Source organism: Hymenobacter cavernae (assembly GCF_014641455.1).
GTDB classification, from domain to species: Bacteria; Bacteroidota; Bacteroidia; order Cytophagales; family Hymenobacteraceae; genus Hymenobacter; species Hymenobacter cavernae.
In genome coordinates this window covers 102,721-124,015 of record NZ_BMHT01000004.1, presented here as the reverse complement: position 1 = coordinate 124,015, position 21,295 = coordinate 102,721, and the positions used below count along the sequence as shown (strand labels likewise).

The 21,295-nt window shown below is 58.2% G+C and carries 15 protein-coding genes; 7 read left to right on the top strand and 8 right to left on the bottom strand.

Annotated features, from left to right (window positions below; all coding sequences use genetic code 11):
* Positions 1–46 precede the first annotated feature (46 nt).
* The 4 genes from IEX74_RS11800 to IEX74_RS11785 all read left to right on the top strand — a co-directional run bounded on the left by IEX74_RS11800 (position 47) and on the right by IEX74_RS11785 (position 7,377).
* A complete protein-coding gene (locus IEX74_RS11800; RefSeq protein WP_188814529.1) occupies positions 47–1,387 on the top strand; it encodes a bile acid:sodium symporter family protein in 1,341 nt (446 codons plus the stop codon).
* A gap of 206 nt (positions 1,388–1,593) precedes the next feature.
* Positions 1,594–2,274 carry a DUF3826 domain-containing protein gene (locus IEX74_RS11795; protein WP_188814204.1) on the top strand — a complete coding sequence of 227 codons (681 nt, stop codon included), beginning with the start codon at positions 1,594–1,596 and terminating at the stop codon, positions 2,272–2,274.
* 47 nt (positions 2,275–2,321) lie between these two features.
* On the top strand, positions 2,322–5,573 hold the full coding sequence (locus IEX74_RS11790; protein WP_188814203.1) for a SusC/RagA family TonB-linked outer membrane protein: 3,252 nt from the start codon (positions 2,322–2,324) through the stop codon (positions 5,571–5,573).
* 13 nt (positions 5,574–5,586) lie between these two features.
* Positions 5,587–7,377 (top strand): RagB/SusD family nutrient uptake outer membrane protein, encoded by a 1,791-nt coding sequence (locus IEX74_RS11785; RefSeq protein WP_188814202.1) that lies wholly within the window; start codon positions 5,587–5,589, stop codon positions 7,375–7,377.
* A 124-nt stretch (positions 7,378–7,501) separates the two neighbouring features.
* On the opposite strand, the gene ctlX is transcribed toward IEX74_RS11785, so the two are convergent.
* Both ctlX and IEX74_RS11775 read right to left on the bottom strand, forming a co-directional pair.
* Positions 7,502–8,419, bottom strand: coding sequence for a citrulline utilization hydrolase CtlX (gene ctlX / locus IEX74_RS11780; RefSeq protein WP_188814201.1), 918 nt, complete (start codon positions 8,417–8,419; stop codon positions 7,502–7,504).
* A gap of 169 nt (positions 8,420–8,588) precedes the next feature.
* Entirely contained in the window at positions 8,589–9,725 is a 1,137-nt protein-coding gene (locus IEX74_RS11775) for a glycoside hydrolase family 43 protein (RefSeq protein ID WP_188814200.1), read from the bottom strand.
* Positions 9,726–9,976: 251 nt separating this feature from the next.
* Between IEX74_RS11775 and IEX74_RS11770 the strand changes: the two genes are divergently transcribed.
* On the top strand, positions 9,977–10,552 hold the full coding sequence (locus IEX74_RS11770; protein ID WP_188814199.1) for a DUF1003 domain-containing protein: 576 nt from the start codon (positions 9,977–9,979) through the stop codon (positions 10,550–10,552).
* Positions 10,553–10,621: 69 nt separating this feature from the next.
* On the opposite strand, the gene IEX74_RS11765 is transcribed toward IEX74_RS11770, so the two are convergent.
* Entirely contained in the window at positions 10,622–11,269 is a 648-nt protein-coding gene (locus tag IEX74_RS11765) for a methyltransferase domain-containing protein (protein WP_188814198.1), read from the bottom strand.
* Between the two features lie 110 nt (positions 11,270–11,379).
* Positions 11,380–11,817, bottom strand: coding sequence for a hypothetical protein (locus tag IEX74_RS11760; RefSeq protein ID WP_188814197.1), 438 nt, complete (start codon positions 11,815–11,817; stop codon positions 11,380–11,382).
* Positions 11,818–11,909: 92 nt separating this feature from the next.
* Between IEX74_RS11760 and IEX74_RS11755 the strand changes: the two genes are divergently transcribed.
* Complete coding sequence (locus IEX74_RS11755) at positions 11,910–12,749, top strand: ion transporter (protein WP_188814196.1); 840 nt, start codon at positions 11,910–11,912, stop codon at positions 12,747–12,749.
* Between the two features lie 24 nt (positions 12,750–12,773).
* Here IEX74_RS11755 and IEX74_RS11750 read toward each other — a convergent pair whose 3' ends face one another.
* Complete coding sequence (locus IEX74_RS11750) at positions 12,774–13,169, bottom strand: hypothetical protein (protein WP_188814195.1); 396 nt, start codon at positions 13,167–13,169, stop codon at positions 12,774–12,776.
* A gap of 95 nt (positions 13,170–13,264) precedes the next feature.
* On the bottom strand, positions 13,265–13,687 hold the full coding sequence (locus IEX74_RS11745; RefSeq protein ID WP_188814194.1) for a hypothetical protein: 423 nt from the start codon (positions 13,685–13,687) through the stop codon (positions 13,265–13,267).
* Between the two features lie 311 nt (positions 13,688–13,998).
* On the opposite strand from IEX74_RS11745, the gene IEX74_RS11740 reads away from it, so the two are divergent.
* On the top strand, positions 13,999–15,174 hold the full coding sequence (locus tag IEX74_RS11740; protein ID WP_188814193.1) for an MBL fold metallo-hydrolase: 1,176 nt from the start codon (positions 13,999–14,001) through the stop codon (positions 15,172–15,174).
* A gap of 119 nt (positions 15,175–15,293) precedes the next feature.
* On the opposite strand, the gene IEX74_RS11735 is transcribed toward IEX74_RS11740, so the two are convergent.
* Entirely contained in the window at positions 15,294–16,499 is a 1,206-nt protein-coding gene (locus IEX74_RS11735) for an efflux RND transporter periplasmic adaptor subunit (RefSeq protein WP_188814192.1), read from the bottom strand.
* 165 nt (positions 16,500–16,664) lie between these two features.
* Positions 16,665–21,086: a CusA/CzcA family heavy metal efflux RND transporter gene (locus IEX74_RS11730; protein ID WP_188814191.1), complete on the bottom strand. Its 4,422-nt coding sequence runs from the start codon at positions 21,084–21,086 to the stop codon at positions 16,665–16,667.
* Positions 21,087–21,295 lie beyond the last annotated feature (209 nt).

Here is a 21,295-nt window from a genome sequence, read left to right as displayed (position 1 = left end):
TCAGCGGCGCAAAATGTAACAAAAACAATCCTGCTATTCCTCAATGATGAACCGCATTTCCCAGCTCTGTTTAGTTATTTGTGGCGTAGCAGTGGCCGTGTTGCTGGCGGGTATTGTGCGACAGGAAGCGGCGCTTTGGCAACCAGCGGCTGTTATTCTGGCCGTTAGTTTTGCCCTAGGCATCAAGGCTATACCGCTGCTCCGACCCTATCAGTATACGGCCTGGATCATCGTGGCGGTGGTAGCAGGCATGGTTTATCCAGCAGCTTTCACGAAGTGGGGCGACTTCGATTTGCGCAACAAATGGCTGATTCTGTTTGTCGTGCAGCTGGTGATGTTCGGGATGGGCATTCAGATGAGCATCCGCGACTTTTCCGGGCTAGGCTCCACCGGCAAAGGCGTGCTGATTGGCTTGCTCTGCCACTTTTCGGTGATGCCGCTCATGGGCTTGCTGCTCACGAAAGTGTTTCACTTCGAGCCCGAAATTGCGGCCGGCATCATCCTGATTGGCTCCTGTTCGAGTGGGCTAGCTTCTAATGTAATGGTGTACCTGGCGCGGGCCAACATGGTGCTGTCGGTGGTCGTGACAGCCATGGCTACGCTGGTTGCGCCTTTCCTAACACCCTTGCTGCTGAAGCTATTAGCCGGCACACTGATTGAAATCAAGTTCGTGAACATGATGATGGAAATCATCAAAATTGTTATTGTTCCGATTTTTGCGGCCCTGCTGCACGACTATCTCAAGACGGCTTCGCCCCGCGGTCGACGCACCGTGTGGGGGCTAGCTTTCCTTTCAATAGCTTGGCTGGCGGCTTTGGGTCTAGGTGGCTTGTGGCGCTTTTTTGAAACGAGCATTGGCAGCCCCGAAGCCCTTCAGATGCTGGAAGTTCTGGGCTTTTTGGCGGCGGCGCTGGTGGTGGGCGTAGTCTACCATCAAGTAGCAAAAGGCTACCCGAAGCTTGATGCCATTATGCCCTATCTGTCAATGTTCGGCATTATTTACTTCACCGCCGTTACGACGGCCGCAGGGCGCGACAACCTGCTGCGCGTTGGATTTCTGCTGTTTCTTACGTCGGTGATTCACAACGCGGCTGGTTACTTTTTTGGCTACTGGTTCAGTAGGCTGGCTCGCCTGGATAAAAACTCGGCGCGTACGGTTGCCTTTGAGGTAGGGCTGCAAAACGGCGGCATGGCGTCGGGCCTGGCGGGCAGCATGGGCAAGCTAGGTACCGTCGGGCTACCGGCGGCCGTGTTCAGCCCCTGGATGAATATTTCGGGCTCCATTCTGGCAAATTACTGGCGTAGGCACGCGGTGCCAGCCGAAGGACAGACTGCGCCGGACCTGCCGGTGGTCGAAGCTATTGCCGAAGGTCAGCTTAACCGGTGATTGAGCGGTTTTTCCGGTAACGTTTGCGGTATCCTTCTAGTAGCACAAACCCAACCGGAAGTTGCCGATGTTAGCATTCACGCTCGATTAGCGTTCATGAAAGCTTCATCTATGACAATTTCCTACAATAAGTTGGTAAAAATCTGGATGCGCCTCCCTGGGGTGAGGACGTAACTTGCTGTCATTATCGCAGTTACAAACCAGCCATGCCAAACATTATCCGAAGCTTATTTTTAGCCGGAATTCTCGCTGCCAGCACCCCTAGTCTAGCTTGGGCACAAGCGCAGCCAACCGAAACAGCTGAGGCGGCTTATACCCGCACGATTACGGAGCGCGCCGGTAAGATTGTCGAGAAGATTAATGGGCTGGATGCTAAGAAAGCGCCCCAGGTGCGCGACCTGATTGCCGGGCAGTATCGGCAGCTCAACGAGATTTACGAGCACAAAAAGACGCAGCTTACCGCGCTTAAAGCCAAGCCGCAGGATGAAAGCACGGCTGCCGAAAAGCAGAAAATCGAGGCCGCCGTTACTGCCGACGTAGCGAAGCTGCACAAGAAGTACGTGAGCAAGCTGTCGAAGGCCCTAACGCCGGAGCAGGTTGACCAGGTGAAGGATGGCATGACCTACGGCGTGCTGCCCCTCACGATGCGGGCCTACCAGGAGATGCTGCCCACCCTGACTGAAGCCCAGAAAACCCAGATCCTGGCTTGGCTGACCGAAGCCCGTGAGCACGCCATGGATGGCGGCACGTCACAGGAGAAACACGCTTGGTTCGGCAAGTATAAAGGCAAGATCAACAACTACCTGTCAGCCGCTGGCATCGACATGAAGCAAGCAGGCAAAGACTGGGCTGAACGCCGCGCCGCCGCTGGCAACGCCAGCAACTAACCCCTCCCGATTGTAGGATTTTAACACCTCACTCCCATCCATTTGCTATGATCCATCTTCTACAAGCGCAGCTTCCTCCCACCCTTAGCCCCCCAACTCGCCTGGCCTGTGCGTTGTTGGCCGGCTTCCTGCTGGGCATCAATCCCACCTATGCTGCCGGCAGCGAACCCACGACTCTGCACTCCGCGCTGGCCGCCTCAGTCGCCAACGGCGTGGGAGGAACGGTAAAAGATGCGAAAGGCGCCGGCATTCCGGGGGTGACGGTGGTGGTGAAAGGCACCAAGAACGGTACCGTTACAAACCCCGACGGCTCTTTCCGGCTGGAACTGGAAACGGGCAAGGAAACGCTGGTATTCAGCTCCATTGGCTTCAAAACTCAGGAAATAGCCGTGAATGGCCGCCCCATCATCACCGTGACGCTGGTGGACGATGCGGCCGCGCTGAATGAGGTGGTGGTGGTAGGCTACGGGGCCCAAACCAAGGTTAGCCTGACCGGCTCGGTGGCTACCGTGGATATGAAAACCATTCAGGAACTGCCCGTGGGCAGCTTATCGACGGCGCTACAAGGCCAGATGCCGGGCGTGGGCGTGAGCGGCGGCACCGGCCGCCCCGGCGACAACGGCCAGATTACGGTGCGTAACCCTATCATCTTGTCGAAAGATGGCGGGACGCTGCGCCCGCTGTTCGTTATCGACAACATTGTGCGGACGGAGGACGACTTCAACATCCTCGACCAATCGGAGGTTGAGTCAATTTCAGTGCTGAAAGACGCCGCTGCTGCTATTTATGGCGCTAGAGGCAACCAGGGCGTGGTGATGGTGACCACGCGCCGCGGTAAAGCAGGCGCTCCTAAGTTCAGCTACAGCGGCTCGGTGGGTTCGGCGGATGCCGTGCGCCTGCCCTCCATGATGAATGGCTATCAGCAGGCCATCTATCTCAACGACATGAACAGGGCTGGCGGCAAGCTCGATACGGATAACTCGATCTACACGCAGGACGAGCTGGATCATTTCCAGCAGAACAACACCAACTGGCTGAAGCAGGCCTGGAAACCAGCTATGGTGACGCGCCACGCCCTGAACGTAAGCGGCGGCAGCGAACGGGCAACCTACTTCGCGGGCGTTTCCTATAACTACCAGAACGCCAACTTCGACAACGTCGACGCTAACAAGTGGACCTTCCGGGCCAGCACCGATGTCAACGTCACGCGTGGTTTGAAGGCAGGCTTGTCGCTCAGCGGGGATTTGTACCAGAAGAAGATGTACTACCTCAAGCAGGGCGGCGAGAATGCGGAGAACGACATGAAGAGCTTGCTCTTCACGCCGCAGTTCAATCCGGCTTATGTTGATGGCTTGCCCGTCCTGCTTTCCACTGGCAACGCCAACTCAATTGATGCTTTCCACTTCTTTGAGGTGCAGAAGTCGAACAATTACACCGCTACCCGCAACACGGGCCTGAACCTGAACGCTAATATCGACTACGAGCTGCCGTTTATCAAAGGGCTGAAGATGCGCGCCGTGTACAGCAAAACCATGGATAACAGCTTTGGTAAGCAGTACGGCACCAAGTACAACGTGTACCAGTACGCGATGACAGGCGGGCACAGGCATATCTACGGCACGCCGACGGGTGGCGCGCCGCCGAAAGTTGTATCGTTGAACAACGGCGACCGGGTGCGGATGAACCCTAGCTATTTCGACAGCTATCAGCTGAACGGCTATATCAACTACGACCGCAAGTTTGGGCGGCATCAGGTATCGGCTATTGCCTTCTTCGAGCAATCGGAAACGCACGTGGATAACGTAGCCGCCATGGCGGAGGGCGTCATCATTGGCGGCCTCGACAACATGCGCTACGCCATCGGCACGCAGACGGCCAATGAGTCAGAATCGGAATCGGGGACGCTCTCTTACGCCGGCCGCGTCAACTACAACTTCGACAACCGCTACCTGCTCGAAGCCTCGGTGCGCTACGATGCCTCCACCAACTTCGCGCCGGAGTACCGCTGGGGCGCGTTCCCGTCGGTGTCGGCGGGCTGGATTGCCTCCGACGAGTCCTTCTTTAAGAACAACATCCGGGCAATCAACTTCCTCAAGCTCCGCGGCTCCGTCGGGCACCTAGGTGGTGATGCTACCAGGGCCTACAACTGGCTGGCCAGCTACCAGATTCAGCAAGGCAAAGGGGCCGTGTTTGGCGGCAACAGTGACCGTACACTGACGGCTTCGCCCAACAATGCGATGGCCAACCGCAAGGCGCGCTGGGACGACAACATCAAGTACAACGCCGGCATCGACATGCAGTTCCTCAACAACCGCCTGTCGTTCACCGCGGATGCCTTCTACGACCACCGCTACAACATGCTGACGGCCCTGAGCGCCTCGGCGCCACTGCTGATCGGGGCCACGCTGCCGTCGGAGAACTTCTCGACCGTGAACGGCTATGGCTACGAAATATCACTGAGCTACGCCGACCGCATCACCCAGGACTGGTCGTACCGCATCAACACATTCTTCACCTGGAACGACGCCAAGAACATCAAGGTCGACGTGGAGAAAGGCAAGATTGGGCAGTACAACGACCCCACCGGGCGCTCCACTGACCTAGGCATTGAAGGCTACCGCTACCTAGGTATGTTCCGCAGCCAGGAAGAAGCCGACAACTACGCGGTGAATCAAAAGGAGAAGAACCAAAAGGACTATACGATTTTCGGCAAGAAGCCCATGGCGGGCATGCTCTACTACCAGGACATCCGCGGCCCGAAAGACGCCGACGGCAACTACACCGCCCCCGATGGTATAATCACGGATGCCGACCAGGAGATTATCGCCAAGCGTGCCAACAGCCACTACAGCGTTGGCTTCAATCCTAGCCTGAGCTTCCGGGGCCTGAGCGTGCAAGTAGTAATGGGGGCTTCGTTTGGCGGCCAGGCTCAGGTAGAGGGCGCCGCCCGCAAGCAGGCCACAGCTACCTCCAACCGCCCCGAGTTCTGGGCCGACCACTGGACGAAGGATAACCCCAATGCGGCGTATCCCAATCCTTACTACGTGGAGAGCTACGACGTCAACTCGTCGTTCTGGTTCCGGAATGCCTTCTCGGCTGGGATGCGCAACGCCACCGTCTCCTACAACCTGCCCGTCAACATCGCCAGCCACATCGGCATGAGCAGCCTGAAGGTGTTCTTCGTAGCCGTGAACCCGCTCAATTTCTACAATCCTTACAGCTACAAAGTGTATTCGGGTAGCTACGATGCCTACCCCACCATCCGCTCGCTGTCCTTGGGTCTGAACATTGGCCTATAATCTTCCCACCGAGATGAACTTCTGCTATAAAACTGCCGCTACGGCTTGCGCCGCCCTGCTGATGCTGCTGACCAGCTGCGAAAAGGCGCTGGATAAAATCGACCTAGGTTCCACCAACGAAGCCCTGATCTTCAAAGACTCGACGCTGGCCGACCTGAACCTGAGCTATATCTACGACCAGAATCTGCCACTCTGGGCGGGTATCGGCACGACAGGCCTGGCCAGCACGAACCCCAGCATTCTGTCGGATGAAAGCGCCGGCGAGAGCAAGTATTTTGAAGGCACCATTCAGCTCAACGATGTAGCCGACTTCGGCACCGCGCTGAATGCTACCAGCAACTACGGTAAGATCCGCATTATCAATGCGTTTCTGGCGGCGGCCAACAATGGCCCGCTGCCGCAGTACACCAAGAACAAGCTGCGGGCCCAAGCCTACTTCTTCCGCGCCTGGCGCTACTTCGATCTGGTCCGCATTTACGGCGGGGTTCCGCTGGTGCTTAAGCCGCTCGACGCCGTAGGGCCCGATGCCCGCGAGGCGACCTATCTGCCCCGCAACACCACCGCCGAAACCTTTTCGCAAATCAAGAGCGACCTGGATTCGGCCATCATGTTCCTGCCTGGCAAGTGGACTGCTTCCGCCGAATGGGGCAAGATTACGAAGGGCGCCGCGGCTGCCTTCAAGGCCCGCGTGCTGCTGTATGCGGCCAGTCCACAGTTCAACCCAACCGACAACCAAGCCAAATGGCAGGAAGCCTACGACGCCGGCAAACAAGCCGTAGCCATCCTGAGCGCCAACGGCGCGGGCCTGCATTCTTCCTTCGATCAGCTTTGGTTTCAGGAGAATAACAGCAACCCGGAAGCCGTCATGATAACGGGCTTCAACACCGCCACCGGCGACCAGAGCAAGAAAAGTAACTCCTACGACAACGGGGCCCGGCCCTCATATACGGGCACGGGCGGCGGCTCCTGGCAGCCCACCTGGGAGATGGTGAAAGCCTTCCCGATGCTCGACGGCAAGAAACCCGGCGAATCGACCAAGTACAGCTACTCCGACCAGCTGTTTTACAAAAACCGCGACCCGCGCTTCGGCAAAACCATTGCCTACAACGGCGCCACCTGGCCCCTGAACGGCAACACTTCCTATAAAGTATGGACGTATTTCGCCGGCGGCAAGACGGTAGAAGCCAGAGCTAGCAACACCGGTTTCTACACGCGAAAAGCCATTAACCCTACTGTCGGTATTGCTGATGCGCAGTTTGTGGGCACCGACTGGATTGAGATCCGCTACGCCGAAGTGCTGCTGAACCTGGCCGAAAGCGCCTGCGGCGTAAACAACACGGCCGAAGGCTACACGCAGCTGAAAGCCATCCGCAAGCGCGCCGGCATCGAAGCAGGCGCCGACGGCAACTACGGCCTGAAAGCCGGCATGAGCCGCGCCGAGATGTTCGACGCCATTCTCTCCGAGCGGCAGGTTGAGTTTGCCTTTGAGGGCAAGCGCTTCTGGGATTTGCGCCGCTGGAAGCTGATTGAGAAAACCTTGAATGGGAAGAAACGCCAGGGCGTCACCATCAACCTCAAAACGACCGGGGTACCCTCTACCTTCGCCGCTAACCGCGATAATGTGGACTTGGATGAAGCGTATAAGAACTACTTCGAAATCAAGTTCAAAGACCTGGATACGAAGTACTCCATCAACTGGAAGAATAATTACTACTTCTTCGCCATCCCGCAGTCGGCTATCGACAACAACCCTAGCTTGGTGCAGAATAAAGACTGGGGTGGCGCCTTCGACCCCTTGCAGTAAGAACCTAGGTTGAGCTGCTGCAAGAAGCAAAAGACAAATACCGCTAAAAAAGCGACGCCCCGGTAAGTCAGGCCCCTACGGCCGGCTTTACCGGGGCGTCGCTCTTATCTGACCAGGTGCCGCGTCACGCTTCCGGCAGAAACACCTCCGCCAACATGCACCGGGCGCTGCCGCCTCCGATGGTTTCGATGGTCGGAATAGCCAGCGGTACCAGCTCCGCGTAGCGACCTAGGGTCTGTCGTTGTGCGGTGGTGAGGGCGTCGTAGGCTTGCTGGGAGAGTACCAGTAGCTCAGCAGCAGCCCCGCGCAGCGCAAGCATGTTGCCGGCAAAACGCGCGACTTGCTCCAGCGTGATATCTACCAGCTCGTGCCCGGTTGCCGTAAGCGAAGCACTTACGGCCGACCGCTCCCGCGCATCGGTGATGCTGGCCAGGCACACCACCGCAAACCTAGGTCCGATGCACATCATCACGTTGGTGTGATAGATTGGCTGTCCTTGCTGATCGTGGGCGTGGAAAGGCACCGGCCGGTAACCTAGCTTGGCAGCAACTTCGGCGAATAAGGCTGCATCGGTGCGCGGCGAGAGGCAGGCGTAGGCTACACGGTGCGTGTGGTCGAAGAGGATGCTGCCCGTGCCTTCCAGGAACCTTCCCTCCTGCTCATGGTGCGACAGATCAACGACTTCGGTGATGGTGAACTGCTGACCTAGCTTTGCCAGAATATCGGGCCGACGCTCGGGGCGACGGTTGGGCGCGCACATCGGGTAGAGCAGCACGCGGCCGTCGGGGTGCAAGGTGAGCCAGTTGTTCGGAAACACGGCGTCGGGCTTGGGCGGCATGGGCGTATCCTCAAACACCAGCACCTGCACGCCTGTTGCCCGCAGCGTTGCCACAGCCGCATCGAACTCGGCAAAAGCCTGCGCCTGAATAACTTCCGGCGTCAGGCCACCTAGGTTTTGCTGAAAGAAGTTGGACGCGGCGGTTTCAGCATTGAAAGAAAACCGCGTCGGGCGCACGAGGAAAACGGTGGAGGTAGCTTGCATAAGTCGGCGTAAGCTAGGTACAAAATGAACGGCCTCCCCGCTTAAAGCGAAGAGGCCGTTTGGAATGTAGCGCGAAGTCTGCGCTTCGCGTATCGCAGAACGATGACGTTAGTACGACCTAGTAGCCAGTCGTTCAACGACACGCGAAGCACAGGCTTCGCGCTACAGGCTAGCCTTCCGGATTGATCGTTTCGATCGTGCCGTCGGTGTTGCGCTTCATCTCCGTGACTTTGACGTTACGCAGCCAGGTTTTGTTGGAGAGCTGCGTATCGTGGTAGAAAATGTACCACTTGCCGTTGAACTCGATGATGGAGTGGTGCGTGGTCCAGCCCTGTACGGGGTTCATCAGCACGCCTTTATACGTGAACGGGCCTTGCGGCTTGTCGCCGATGGCGTACACCAGCAGGTGCGTGTCGCCGGTCGAGTACGTGAGGTAGTACTTGTTGTTGTACTTGTGCATCCAGGCGCCCTCGAAGAAGCGCTTCTTGGTGTCGCCGGCCAGCAGAGGCTTGCCGTTTTCGTCCAGAATCTTAATCTCCTGCACCGGGCCGTCGAACTTACGCATGTCTTTGCTCATGCGGGCAAAGCGTGGGCCGATAGCCACCTCGTTGGCGGGCTGATTCGGAGCAATGGTGGAGTCGTATTTGGCTGTGCGCCAGCGCTGGAGCTGTCCGCCCCAAATGCCGCCAAAGTACATGTAGGCATTGCCATCGGTGTCGGCAAATACGGCCGGGTCGATGCTGTAGCTGCCCGGAATCGGCTGCGGATCAGCCTTGAACGGCCCCGTAGGGCTCTTGCTGGTTGCCACGCCCATGCGGAAGATGTCCTGCTTGTCTTTCACGGGGAAGTACAGGAAGTACGTGCCATCCTTGAAGGCCGCGTCGGGCGCCCACATCTGGCGCTTCGCCCACGGCACATCCTTCACATCAAGCGCGACGCCGTGGTCGGTCACTTTCCCCTCGGGGCTGTCCATCGACAGGATGCGGTAGTCACGCATGGCAAAATGGTCGCCGTTGTCGTTCTCCGGCATCCCCGTTTCGATGTCGTGCGAGGGGTAGATGTAGATTTTGCCGTTGAAGACGTGCGCCGACGGGTCGGCGGTGAAGATGTCGCGCACCAGCGGCTGCGAGAGGAACTTCTTACCCGTCGAGTCGCTTGCGGGAGCCTGCTGGGCCGAGTCGGCGGCGGTGCCGGCCGCGGCGGTTTCACCTTCGGTTTTGGGGCTGTTGCTCTGGCAGGCACTGGCCAGGGCCAGGGAGGCCAGTAGCGCGGGGGCGAGGAATTTTGCTGTGCGGTGGGTACGCATTGTAAGGGTTTGGTTGAGATTATACCGGCAAGATACCAGAAAGCCGGGCTTTCTGCTGCGCTATTCAATAGGGCTAGTTACCTAGCTTTTGGGGCTTTTTCAAACTTACCGGCTTCCGCAAGTAACGAAACCGATTGTGATAGCAAAACCAGCGCAACATTGCGTAGGCCAACAAACAAAAACGTAAGCTCAGCCACAGTTGGAAACGTCCGCGAGTCGTATAAAACAGCTACTGTAAGCAGCAAGTACTCATGAATACCGATCAGCAACAGCCCAAAGCTGGCTTTACCCCGCCCTCCGGCATGGCCCAGATTGTCGAGCGCAACATTCAGGCGCTATTAAAGCGCCAAGGCAATGAGGACCGAAAACGCACCTGGCAAAACAAGCTTGCCGATGCCGTTACGTCCTTCACCGGCAGCATGAGCTTCGTCTTTATTCACTTGGCGCTGTTTGGCCTCTGGATCGTCTGGAACCTAGGTTGGCTGGGCCTGAAGCCGTTCGATCCGTCGTTTGTGGTGCTGGCCATGTTTGCGTCGGTGGAAGCTATTTTCCTGTCGACGTTCGTGCTGATCAGCCAGAACCGGATGGCAGAAATGGCCGATCAGCGCGCTAACCTGGATTTGCAGGTGAGTTTGCTGAGTGAGCACGAAATCACGCGCCTGATTACGCTGGTGACGGAAATTGCCAAAAAGATGGACATTGCGGAAGCGCACGACCCCGAAATAGACGAACTGACGAATAACGTTCTGCCTGAGAAAGTGCTGGATACCATAGCCGAGAACGAGAAGCGCTTCTCGGCCGAGAACTCGGCGGCCGAGAAGCGCTAAGTAGCGTCCGGAGGTGACCTTAGGCACAATCGCCGCGTTCAACTAGCTGGCAGCCACAACGATGTGCCTCTACGCCGACGCGGCACCAGCCCGCCCTATCACCGCAAACAGCGGGTCGCTGCGCCCAGGCCGGGGGCTGCGGTCAAGCAGTTCGATGGCGTGCCAGTTGCCGGCGGCTCGCAGGTACTGCGCGACTAGTTGCATATGCCCGTGGTCGTCGAGGGCGTGCCAGGCAGCAATGGCTTTGGAGGGAAAGCAGCGGTTGGAAAACGTAATAACCAGCGGCGCCTTCGGCCGCAGCACCCGGCCTAGCTCCCGCATCACTTCCACGGGTCTGGTGAGATAATCAACAGATACACAGATAGCAGCGCCATCGAAGCTGGCGGCTTCGAAGGGCAACACAGGCTGTTGGTTGAGGTCCTGCACCACATACGCGTGCAGGCGCGGGTTGCCCCGCAGCTCGGCTTCGTTCATACCTAGGCCTACCACGCGTTCATACTTCACCTCGGCCGGCAGGTGGCTCACCCAGCTGCTCATCAGATCCAACAAGGCACTATTGCTCGGAAAAAACTCGCGGTAGAGCTGCGTGACGGCCGCAATAGCACCTGCGTCGATGTGCGTCACGAAGCGCGGCACCTGGTAAAACTGCGCGTCGGGCGTTTCATCCTGGCGGCGGAAGATATTCTCCGGGAAGGGCTGATTGGTTTCTGAAGTCATGGGTAGCTAATAAGTCCGTAGCTATACGACTATATGCACCGGATGTCGCTCTGGTATTGCTTTTAAGTAGCCTAGCTTTTGCCTAACCTAGGTTGCCGGAGTGGGCTAGCTCATTTCCCCTCTACCCGAATCCAAGGCCGCGCGGCTTCTACTAACGGCTGACTAACAAAGCCTAGGTTGCTGGTGCTAGCGTTACCGGTGCTGATGGTCGTAGTGTAGAAGGTAGTCCAGAGAAATTTCTCGGCGCGAAATGGCCCAAATGCCGCCCACGGAATCAGCACCGGCGGGTGCCCGATCTGAAACGGGAAACCCACTTTCAGCCCCATGCCTTCGGCACTCACGCTTGCCGTCAGCACTCCTTTATAGTTGGCCACCCCAATCCGCGCCCGCTGCAACCGCATCTGCGCTCCTGCTGGCAAGCCGTCAGTTTGAAAGCGCTTCGCCAGCTGGTGCCACCCCATGAACGAAACCAGCTTCACGACCAAGCACCATAAGGCAACAAAGCCGCCGATGCCAAGGGGTATAATCCAGAGTAAGTGATAGTTCATATCAGCGCATGTACGTACGCAGACGTTGAAAGTACTATCTCAGTCTGCCCTTTGCTGCGTAAGCTAGCTCCGACTCCCTGTTGCTACCCTCTATGGAAATTCGTCCTCAAGACACCGAATCCAGCTGGAAACGCACCGCGTACAGCATCATTTTCGAGTCGGATACGCCGGCAGGCCGGGCGTTCGACATTGCCTTGCTCCTGGCTATCGTGCTGAGTGTGGTAGCGGTGATGCTGGAAAGCGTGCATTCCATCGATGCCGAATATGGCTATTACCTGCGCATTGTAGAGTGGATTTTCACCGGTCTGTTTGCTTTAGAATACCTTATCCGGTTGGCCGTGGTGCGCCGCCCACTGGCCTACGCGCTGAGTCTGCTTGGCATTATCGATTTTCTGGCCATCGTGCCTACACTCTTCACGCTGGTGCTGGCCGGTAGCCGCTACCTGCTGGTTATCCGCACATTGCGCTTGCTGCGGGTATTTCGTATTTTCAAGCTAGGTCAGTTTGTGGGGCAGGGCGAGTTTATCGTGACGGCGCTCAAGGCCAGCCGCTACAAGATTCTGGTGTTTCTGACAGCCGTTTTTACGCTGACCATCGTCGTGGGTACGCTCATGTACGTGATTGAAGGCGGCCAGCACGGCTTCACGAGCATTCCCAAGAGCATCTACTGGGCCATCGTCACGGTCACAACGGTGGGCTATGGTGATATTTCGCCCGTCACGGTACTTGGTCAGGCGCTGGCGTCGGTGCTCATGATTATGGGCTACGCCATCATTGCCGTGCCCACCGGCATTGTGTCGGCCCAGATGGCAATGCCGGCCAGCCCTGCGCCACCAGTACCAGTTTACAAGCAGGTGGTGTGCCACGTCTGCCAGGCCGGCGACCACCGCCCCGACGCAGAATATTGCTGGCGCTGCGGCGAGAAGCTGTAACCTAGGTCTCCCGTTGATTGTCTGCTATTTATCCAGTATCCAGTTAACCTGAGCCCGCTGAGCTGCTTCCCCGCCCCAGGCTTCGATAAATAGCCGGTCGCCGGGCTTGTACCACTTTTTAAAAGGGGTAAGATCCACTTCTGCTTTCGTAACGCTGTAAATCGGCAACACCGGATATTTGCCACGGATCAGGGTTATCTCAGCATGCTTGAACGGGTAGGTGGTAGCCGCGCCGCAGGCCGGGTCGCTGGTAATAGCCAGGTTGATTTTGGGGATTAGCGCGCTGCCTTTCGTATTTACCTCCTGCCCATTCTGGTACACCCTTACAACGTTATTCGGGCACTTCGTCTGGCCGAAGGCGCGGCTGCACACCACCAGCACTCCCAAGAGCATACCTAGCTTTTTCATAAGACGGCGCATTACAAAACCCGGTGGCAACAAGTGATTTGCCACGTTCATATAACCCACGACCACCACAGAATAGTATCTAGCGCGCACCTAGGTTTTGCTACTCTTTACTGCAAAGACCAGTTCACGACCACCGAGTAGCCAACTGTCTCCTGCTCCTCCTGTTCTGGGTCTGCAGGAGCTTCGTCCGTGCTGCCTTCCACTTCGATAACGAGCCGGTCGCCGGGCTGATACACTTTCTGGAACTCGGTGAGGTCTACGTCGGGCTTATCAGTTATGATAGCTGGCAGCACGGGCGTTTTTTCGCGCACCAAGGTCAGCTCCGCGCTTCTAAACTGACACGCCGCCATTTGGGCGCAGTCTGGATCATTCACCAGAACCAAGCTGAGCGAAGAGACTAAGGGGCTGTTTTTCATATCTACCTCTTGCCCGTTCTGATACACTTTCAGATCATAGTCGGCGCACTTGGTTTGTCCGAAAGCCCAGCTGCTGCAAACTAGCATTGCCGAGAGAAGCACCAGCTTTTTCATAGGTCGAAGTAGTATAATAGAAGGAATGAAGTAGATATAAGCCCGAAGTTACGGAGTTTGTTGCGGCTATTTCTCTGAAATAAAATATTTTTTCTATATATCCTTCAAACCCGACTCAGTGCCATAGCAAAGCGAACGTCATTTCGACCAACGGGAGAAATCTCGCGTGCAGTCGTTGAAGGTTAGTCGACCAGAATTACGGCTCCAGCACCAGCACGCCAGATTCCTCGCGCTGCCCGGAACGACGTGCTGACGAAGCACCCCGGATTTCTCCCGCTGGTCGACAGAGCCATCAACATAAGCACTTATCATTGCTCGACGCCCTTGCGGCGACTGTCGAACCTAGGTTTGTACGCAGCAAAATCGACTTTCGCTCCCCTGCTATTTTACCGTGCGGCTCGACCTCAACGGCTAGGTTTGCGTATTGGCTTACCAACCCTCAACTCTCGCTGATTCTGTCATTTATGGAAAAAGTAGCCCACGGCGTCACGCAGCTGACCATCCAACGCTTTGTCAACTTATACTTCGTCGAAACGAGCGACCCGAGCCGCTGGGTGCTGGTCGATACCGGTTTGCCTGGCAGCGCCAAAACTATTATTGCCGCCGCCGACGAGCTGTTTTACCCCGGCAGCCACCCCGAAGCTATCCTGCTCACCCACGGTCACATGGACCACGCCGGCTCGGCTCAGGAGCTAGCCGAACACTGGAAAGTGCCCATCATTGCGCACCCGCTGGAGTTGCCTTTCCTCATGGGCAAGGCCGTGTACCCGCCGGCCGATCCGACGGTGGAAAACGGTGGTAGCCTGGCTTTTGTAAGTCGTTTTTTTCCGCCCCAGTCGTTTCAGCTCACCGACTACATTCAGGCGCTGCCCACCGAAGACTCGGAGCCGCCGTTCCTGCCCGGCTGGCAGTGGCTGCACGTACCCGGTCACGCGCCCGGCCAGGTAGCACTCTTCCGGCCTGAGGACAAAACGCTGCTCGGCGCCGACGCCTTTGCTACGGCCAACCACGAATCGGTGCCTTCCCTGCTGCTGCAAAAGCCCCAGATCAGCGTGGCCGGCGCGCCCTTCAACTACGACTGGGAATCGGTGCACGCCTCCGTGGTCGAGCTGTCGAACCTTGAACCGCAGGCCATCGGCTGCGGCCACGGCCCTGTCATCAAAGGCCCCGAAGCGGCGGCCGGCCTGACTGCTCTAGCTCAAAGTTTCCCCACGCCCAAGCACGGCCGCTACGTCTCGGAATCAGCCCGCATTGATGCAGACGGCGTACAATATCTCCCTCCCATGCCACAAGACAAACTGCCCCAACAAGCTGCTATCGTCGGCGCCGCCACGGTTGCCCTGATCGTTACGGCCGCATTGCTGATGAACAGCAAGAAGAAAAAAGCCACCAAGCCGGCCTACACCGATGTGCGCCACGGCTTCACACGCCTCACCCGCACCGGCCGCGAAGAGCGCGGAACTGACGAAGTCGACTACGACGAGTGATTATCATTTAACATCTACCATTGAACATTTAACAGTTGTTGGTCATCAGGTGAGTATACCTAATGATATTACATGCTCAACGACCTGATAAATGTTAAATGGTAGATGTTAAATGATAATCACTCATCCCCTCCCTGTCCTTTGCCCATCTCGGCACTGATGAAATACGCACCGTGACGCACGAGCTGCGTGGTGTCGGGAATGGGTTCCAGGGGCGTCACGGCTACGGCGTTGGCGAGGCTAGGGCCGGTGCGTACTTTCACGCGGCGGAAGGTAGCGCGGCCATTCGCACTTTGGTTGGTGCGCACGAAGGCGTAGCTGAAGCCACCGGCTTGCACCAAGGCGTCTTCGGGGAGCGTGCGCTGGCGGGCGCCGGCCGTCTGGATGCGGGCGGCCACAAACTGCCCCGGCAGCAAATCGGTGCGCTCGGGCTCCAGGTGGGCATGCACGCTTACGGTGCGGGCATCGTCGTCGAAGGCCTTCCCGACCAGAAACACGCGGGCTTTAAACTCCTCATTGGTTCCCCGATTTTGCACCGTGAACAAGATGGGCTGCCCAACCCGCACCTTCGCCACGTCTTTCTCAAACACCTTCAACTCTAGGTGCAAGTCGTCGCGGTTCACGATTTCTACCAGCACATCCTGCGGGTTCACGTACTGTCCGGGGTTGATGTTCACAGCCTTCACCGTACCGCCGATGGGCGTGGTGAGCGACACGCTGCTGGCAATGTAACCCGTGTTGAGCCTGGCTACCGATAAGCCCAGCAGCTTCACTTGCGCGGCCAGCGCCCGCTCGGCGGCCTGCTCGCTGGCGTAGTCGGCGCGGGCCTGCTGGAGCTTGCGCTTGGCACCTACGTCTTCGGCATCCAGCACCTGTTGGCGTGCTAGCTCCTCTTTCAAAAACGTGACGCGAGCCCGGCTCTGCAAGTAATCTTGCTGAAGCTTAAGATAATCAGGATGGCGCAACACGGCCACGGCAGCACCCGCACGCACCGATTGCCCCGGCAACGTGCTCACCGACAGCACGTAACCGCCCATCATGGCGCTGATAGAAACCCGGTTCTGCGGCGGCACCTCAATCGAGCCGTTGGCCTGCACTTCAGTGGTCATGTTTTGCCACTGAAAACTACCCGTTTCGATACCAGCTGCTTGCTGCTGCGCCGCCGAAATCTGCACCTCATCGGGGCTAGCGGCTGGGGCAGGTGCCTCAGCCGCTTCGGGCAGTGCAGCCTCGCTTTTGGGCGATGAGCAGCCAGTTGCCACCAGCGCCGCGCCAATTAGCATGGTGGTAAAAGTCGGAAGAGAAAGAGGAAATAGGTTGTTCATGAAGAGCAATTGCAGCCGCTGATGGGCTTATCTGAAAGTCTAGGTCTAGGTCTAGGTCTAGGTCATGCTTCGACAGGCGGACGCCAGATGAAGCATGACGTTCTATGTGGCGTTTTTACAAAATCCAAGCACGCTCTGAAACACCTAGCCTGTTTACGAAACAACTTACGGCGCATCCGCGCCCGACAGCGTTTGCAGATTGATAACCAAATCGTTGTATTGTCGCACCTGATCCAGGTAGTTCTCCTGAATCTGCCAGGCGGGCTCCGTATTCACGACGTACTCCACATATTCAATATCGCCCGCACGGAAGGTTTTCTCGGCCGTATCCAGGATCAACCGGGCCTGAAGCAAGGCACTCTGTTCGTAGTAGCGCAACGACGCCTGTGCCCGCCGCAACTGCTGCATGAGCGCGCGCCGTTCGCTGGCCAGTTGGGTGTTGGCGTAGGCTAGCTGCCCTTCGGCGACCTGCTGCCCAACGCGCGCGGCGGCTATCCGCGCCTTTTGAATGCCACCTAGCAGCGGCACGGCCACGCCTAGCTGCGCCACCTGATAGCCGCCTACCTTATTGATACTCTGCACGAAATAACCGGCCCGCAGATCGGGCAGGCGCCGCAGCTGCTCCACGCGCACCTGCTGCTGACTCACGGTAGCTTGTTGGCGCAGCAAACCTAGGGTCGGGTTCGAGTCAGATGATAGAGCCACCGTGTCGGTAGGTGCCAGTGAGGCAACCAGCACCGCGGCCGTGTCCACGGCTACGGGGGCACCTGTCCCGAGCAACTGACCTAGTTGCTGCCGTTGCACCGCTAGGTCAGAAATGAGGGTAAGCAAACGGTTCTCGACCTCCCGGGCGCGAGCTTCGGCCGACACTTGCGCCAAACGGTTCGTCTCGCCCACCTGATAACGGATCTGGGCGGCATGCGCGGCGCGGCGGTACAGGCTATCCTGCCGGCGCAGCAGGGCAATGCGGCGGTAGCTGACCAGCACCTGGTAGTAGCTGCTCCGAATGGCCTGCGTCAGCTCGCGCCGGCGGATACGAGCCTGCTGCTCGGCCGTGAGGGTTTGGCCTTCCAGCAAACGGCGCTGCGCCGCGTACAAAGTAGGAAAGGCGGTTTGCTGAATGATGTTGAAGCTGCGGTCGTTGAACGGCCCCGAAATCTGGCCGTACTGAAAATCGGCGACCGTACGCGGCACGTCGGTGCCGGTGCGGACCAAGGCGCGGGCCTGCTCAGTCTGGAGCGCGGCGGTTTGCAACGACAGGTTCTGCCCTAGCCCGGTTTGAAGCGCCTGCTGCAACGACAAGGCACCCGTGGGCTGATTGGCCGTTGTGGAAGGCAGCGTGTTTTGCGCTTGCACGCTGTGAAGCAGGCTGCTTGCTATAATTAAAATAGCTAGCATCGTGAAGGCGGGCGCGGTGCTCGGCGCGCCAGTTTCGGCTGCGTCTTTGGCTTTTTGGCTGGCGCGGGCGGCATCAACCGGGTTTGGCTCGCCGTCTTTGGTAAACAGCGTGTAAAGCACCGGCAACACCAAGAGCGTCAGCAGCGTGGCCGAAATCAGTCCGCCGATAACCACCGTTGCCAGCGGCTTCTGCACCTCCGCTCCCGCCGACGTTGACAAAGCCATCGGCAAAAAGCCCAGCGACGCCACCGCCGCCGTGAGCAGCACCGGCCGAAACCGCTCCGCCGTAGCCCGCAGCACCCGGTCGCGTACTTTCTCTACGCCTTCGGCAGCTAGCTCGTTCAGGCTGGCTACCAGCACGATGCCATTCAGCACGGCCACCCCAAACAAGGCAATGAACCCCACTCCCGCCGAGATGCTGAATGGCATGCCACGCAGCCACAAGGCCAGGATGCCGCCAATAGTTGCCAGCGGAATGCCGGTGAAAATCAGCAGCGCCTGCTTGGCCGATTGGAAAGACAGATACAGCAGGAAGAAGATCAGCAGCAACGACACCGGCACCACCACCGCTAGGCGCGATTTGGCTTGCTGCAAGTTCTCAAACGCGCCGCCATACTTCAGCGTGTAGCCCGTCGGCAGCTTCAACCGCGCACCTAGCTTTTGCTGAATTTCCTGTACAAGACTTTGCACGTCGCGGTTGCGCACGTTCACGCCAATATTGATGCGGCGCCGGGCGTCGTCGCGGGACACCTGCACGGGCGCGTTGCGGTAATTTACGTCGGCTACTTCATCGAGCGGTATTTTCTGGCCGTTGGGCGCGTCCACGTACAGGTCGCGCAGGTCGGTGAGGCGGCGGCGGTGGGCCGAGTCGAGGCGCACCACGAGGTCGTAGCGCCGCTCGCCTTCGTACACGTCGCCGGCTACATCACCAGCGAAAGAGGCGCGCACGAGCGTGTTCAGGTCGGCCACACTCAGGCCGTATTGAGCTAGCTTTTGACGGTCGTAGGTCACGCGCATTTGCGGCAGCGCGGCAATCTGCTCCACTTTCAGGTCGCCTACGCCCGCTAGTGGTCGAATAAGAGCCGCTGCTTCGTTGGCTTTTTCAAACAGCACATCGAGGTCGTCGCCATAAATCTTGATGCTGATATCCGACTTCACGCCCGAAATCAGCTCATTGAAGCGCATCTGAATCGGCTGCTGAAACTCCATCGTTACGCCCGGCACGTTGGCCAGCGCCTGATCCATCTTGTTGGCTAGGTCCTCGCGCGAGTTGGCGCTGGTCCAGTCGGCACGGTCTTTTAGCACCACAATCTGGTCGCTGTCTTCGAACGACATGGGGTCGGTGGGAATCTCCGAGGTGCCGATTTTCCCCACCACTTGCTGTACTTCCGGGAATTGCTTGAGCAAGATTTTCTGTACCTGCGTGGTGGTGGCAATGCTCTGGTCGAGGGAGCTGCCGGGAGGCAGCGTCACGTTCACGGCAAAGTCGCCCTCATCAAGCTGCGGAATGAACTCGCCGCCCATGCGCGCAAACAGCAACCCGCCGACTGCCAGCAGCGCCACGGCCACGCCCACCACCAGCCAGCGAATCGTTAGTGCTTTGTGGATGAGCGGGCTGTAGCCACGGTACAGAAACTTCATAATGCGGTCGGCTAGGGTGCCTTCCTCCTTAATGTCTTTGCGCAAACCCCAGGCCGTGACGGCCGGTACGTAGGTGAGGCACAGCAACATGGCCCCGATAATGGCAAAGCTCACCGTGAGGGCCATCGGCCGGAACATCTTGCCTTCAATGCCGGTGAGGGCCAGAATGGGGAAGTACACGATGAGAATGATGAACTGCCCAAACAGCGCCGAGCGCATCAGGCGCGTGGCGGCAGTTTTGGTGATGTCGTCCATTGTCTCGTGGGCGGCCTGTTCCCGCGTGTGCACGAGGTGGAAAATGGTGGCTTCCACGATGATAACGGCCCCGTCGACAATCAGCCCGAAATCCAGGGCACCTAGGCTCATCAGGTTGGCCGACACGCCAAACAGGCGCATCATGCCCAGCGCAAACAACATGCACAGCGGAATCATGGAGGCCACCACGAGCCCCGCGCGCCAGTTGCCGAGCAAGAGCAGCAGCACGCCCATCACAATTACGCCGCCTTCCACCAAGTTGCGACTTACTGTGTGGATGGCTTTGTCAATCAGCTTCGTACGATCCAGAAAGGGCGTAACGACCAAACCCGGCGGCAGCGCTTTCTGAATTTCCGCGACCCTGGCTTTCACTCCTTTAATAGTGGCTTCGGAGCTAGCTCCTTTGAGCATGAGCACGATGCCGCCCACGGTTTCGCCATTGCCGTTTCGCGTCATGGCGCCGTAGCGCACGGCGTGGCCGTAGCGCACGTCGGCCACGTCGCGCACCAGCAGCGGGGCGTTTTGGCTGGCCTGCTTCACCACGATGGTGCCGATGTCGGCCAGCGACGTTACCCGGCCTTCGCCCCGGATGAAGTACGCGTTGTGCCCGCGCTCCAGGTACGCGCCGCCGGTGTTGGCGTTATTTTGCTGCACGGCGGCAAACAGCTCGGGCATGGTCACGTTGGCCGCGGCCAGCCGCTCCGGGTTCACGCTTACTTCGTACTGTCGCACAAAGCCACCGAAGCTGCTCACGTCGACCACGCCCGGCACGCCGGCCAGCTGTCGCTTCACAAGCCAATCCTGCACGTCGCGCAGTTGGGCCAGCGAGTACTTCTTCTCGTAGCCTTTTTTAACGCTGATGCTGTACTGAAAAATCTCGCCCAGGCCGGTAGTAATCGGGGCCATGCTGGGCGTACCTAGGTCGGGGCCTAGGTTGGCTTGCGCGGCCGTGAGCTTCTCAGCGACGAGCTGCCGCGTTTGGTACGTATCAATATCATCCTGAAAGACAACGGTAATCACCGACAAGCCGAAGCGCGAAATCGAGCGAATCTCCGTCACGCCGGGCACGGTGCGCAGCTGCATCTCCAGCGGAATCGTGAGCAGCTGCTCCACCTCCTGCGCCGCCAACGACGACGACTGCGTGATGACCTGCACCTGGTTGTTGGTGATGTCCGGAATGGCATCCAGGGGCAGGTTCATGGCCGAATAGCTGCCCCACACCGCAAGCGCCACAACCATCATGGCCACGAGCAGCTTGTTGTGAATACTGGCCGCAATAATTCGTGAAAGCATAGCGAAATGAAAAGCGGGAGAGCAGACCTAGGTTAGTCAGGCTAATTGGCTATCTACTGAAAACCAGCAGGATAAACCTAGGTTGTGCTTAAATAAGCCCGCAAGTTACGCCTCACTGTAGGATTTCGCCAGCTTGTAGCACGACCCAGCAGAACATGTAGCGCGAAGCTCCCGCTTCACGCATCGTTGAACGACTCGACCTAGGTCGG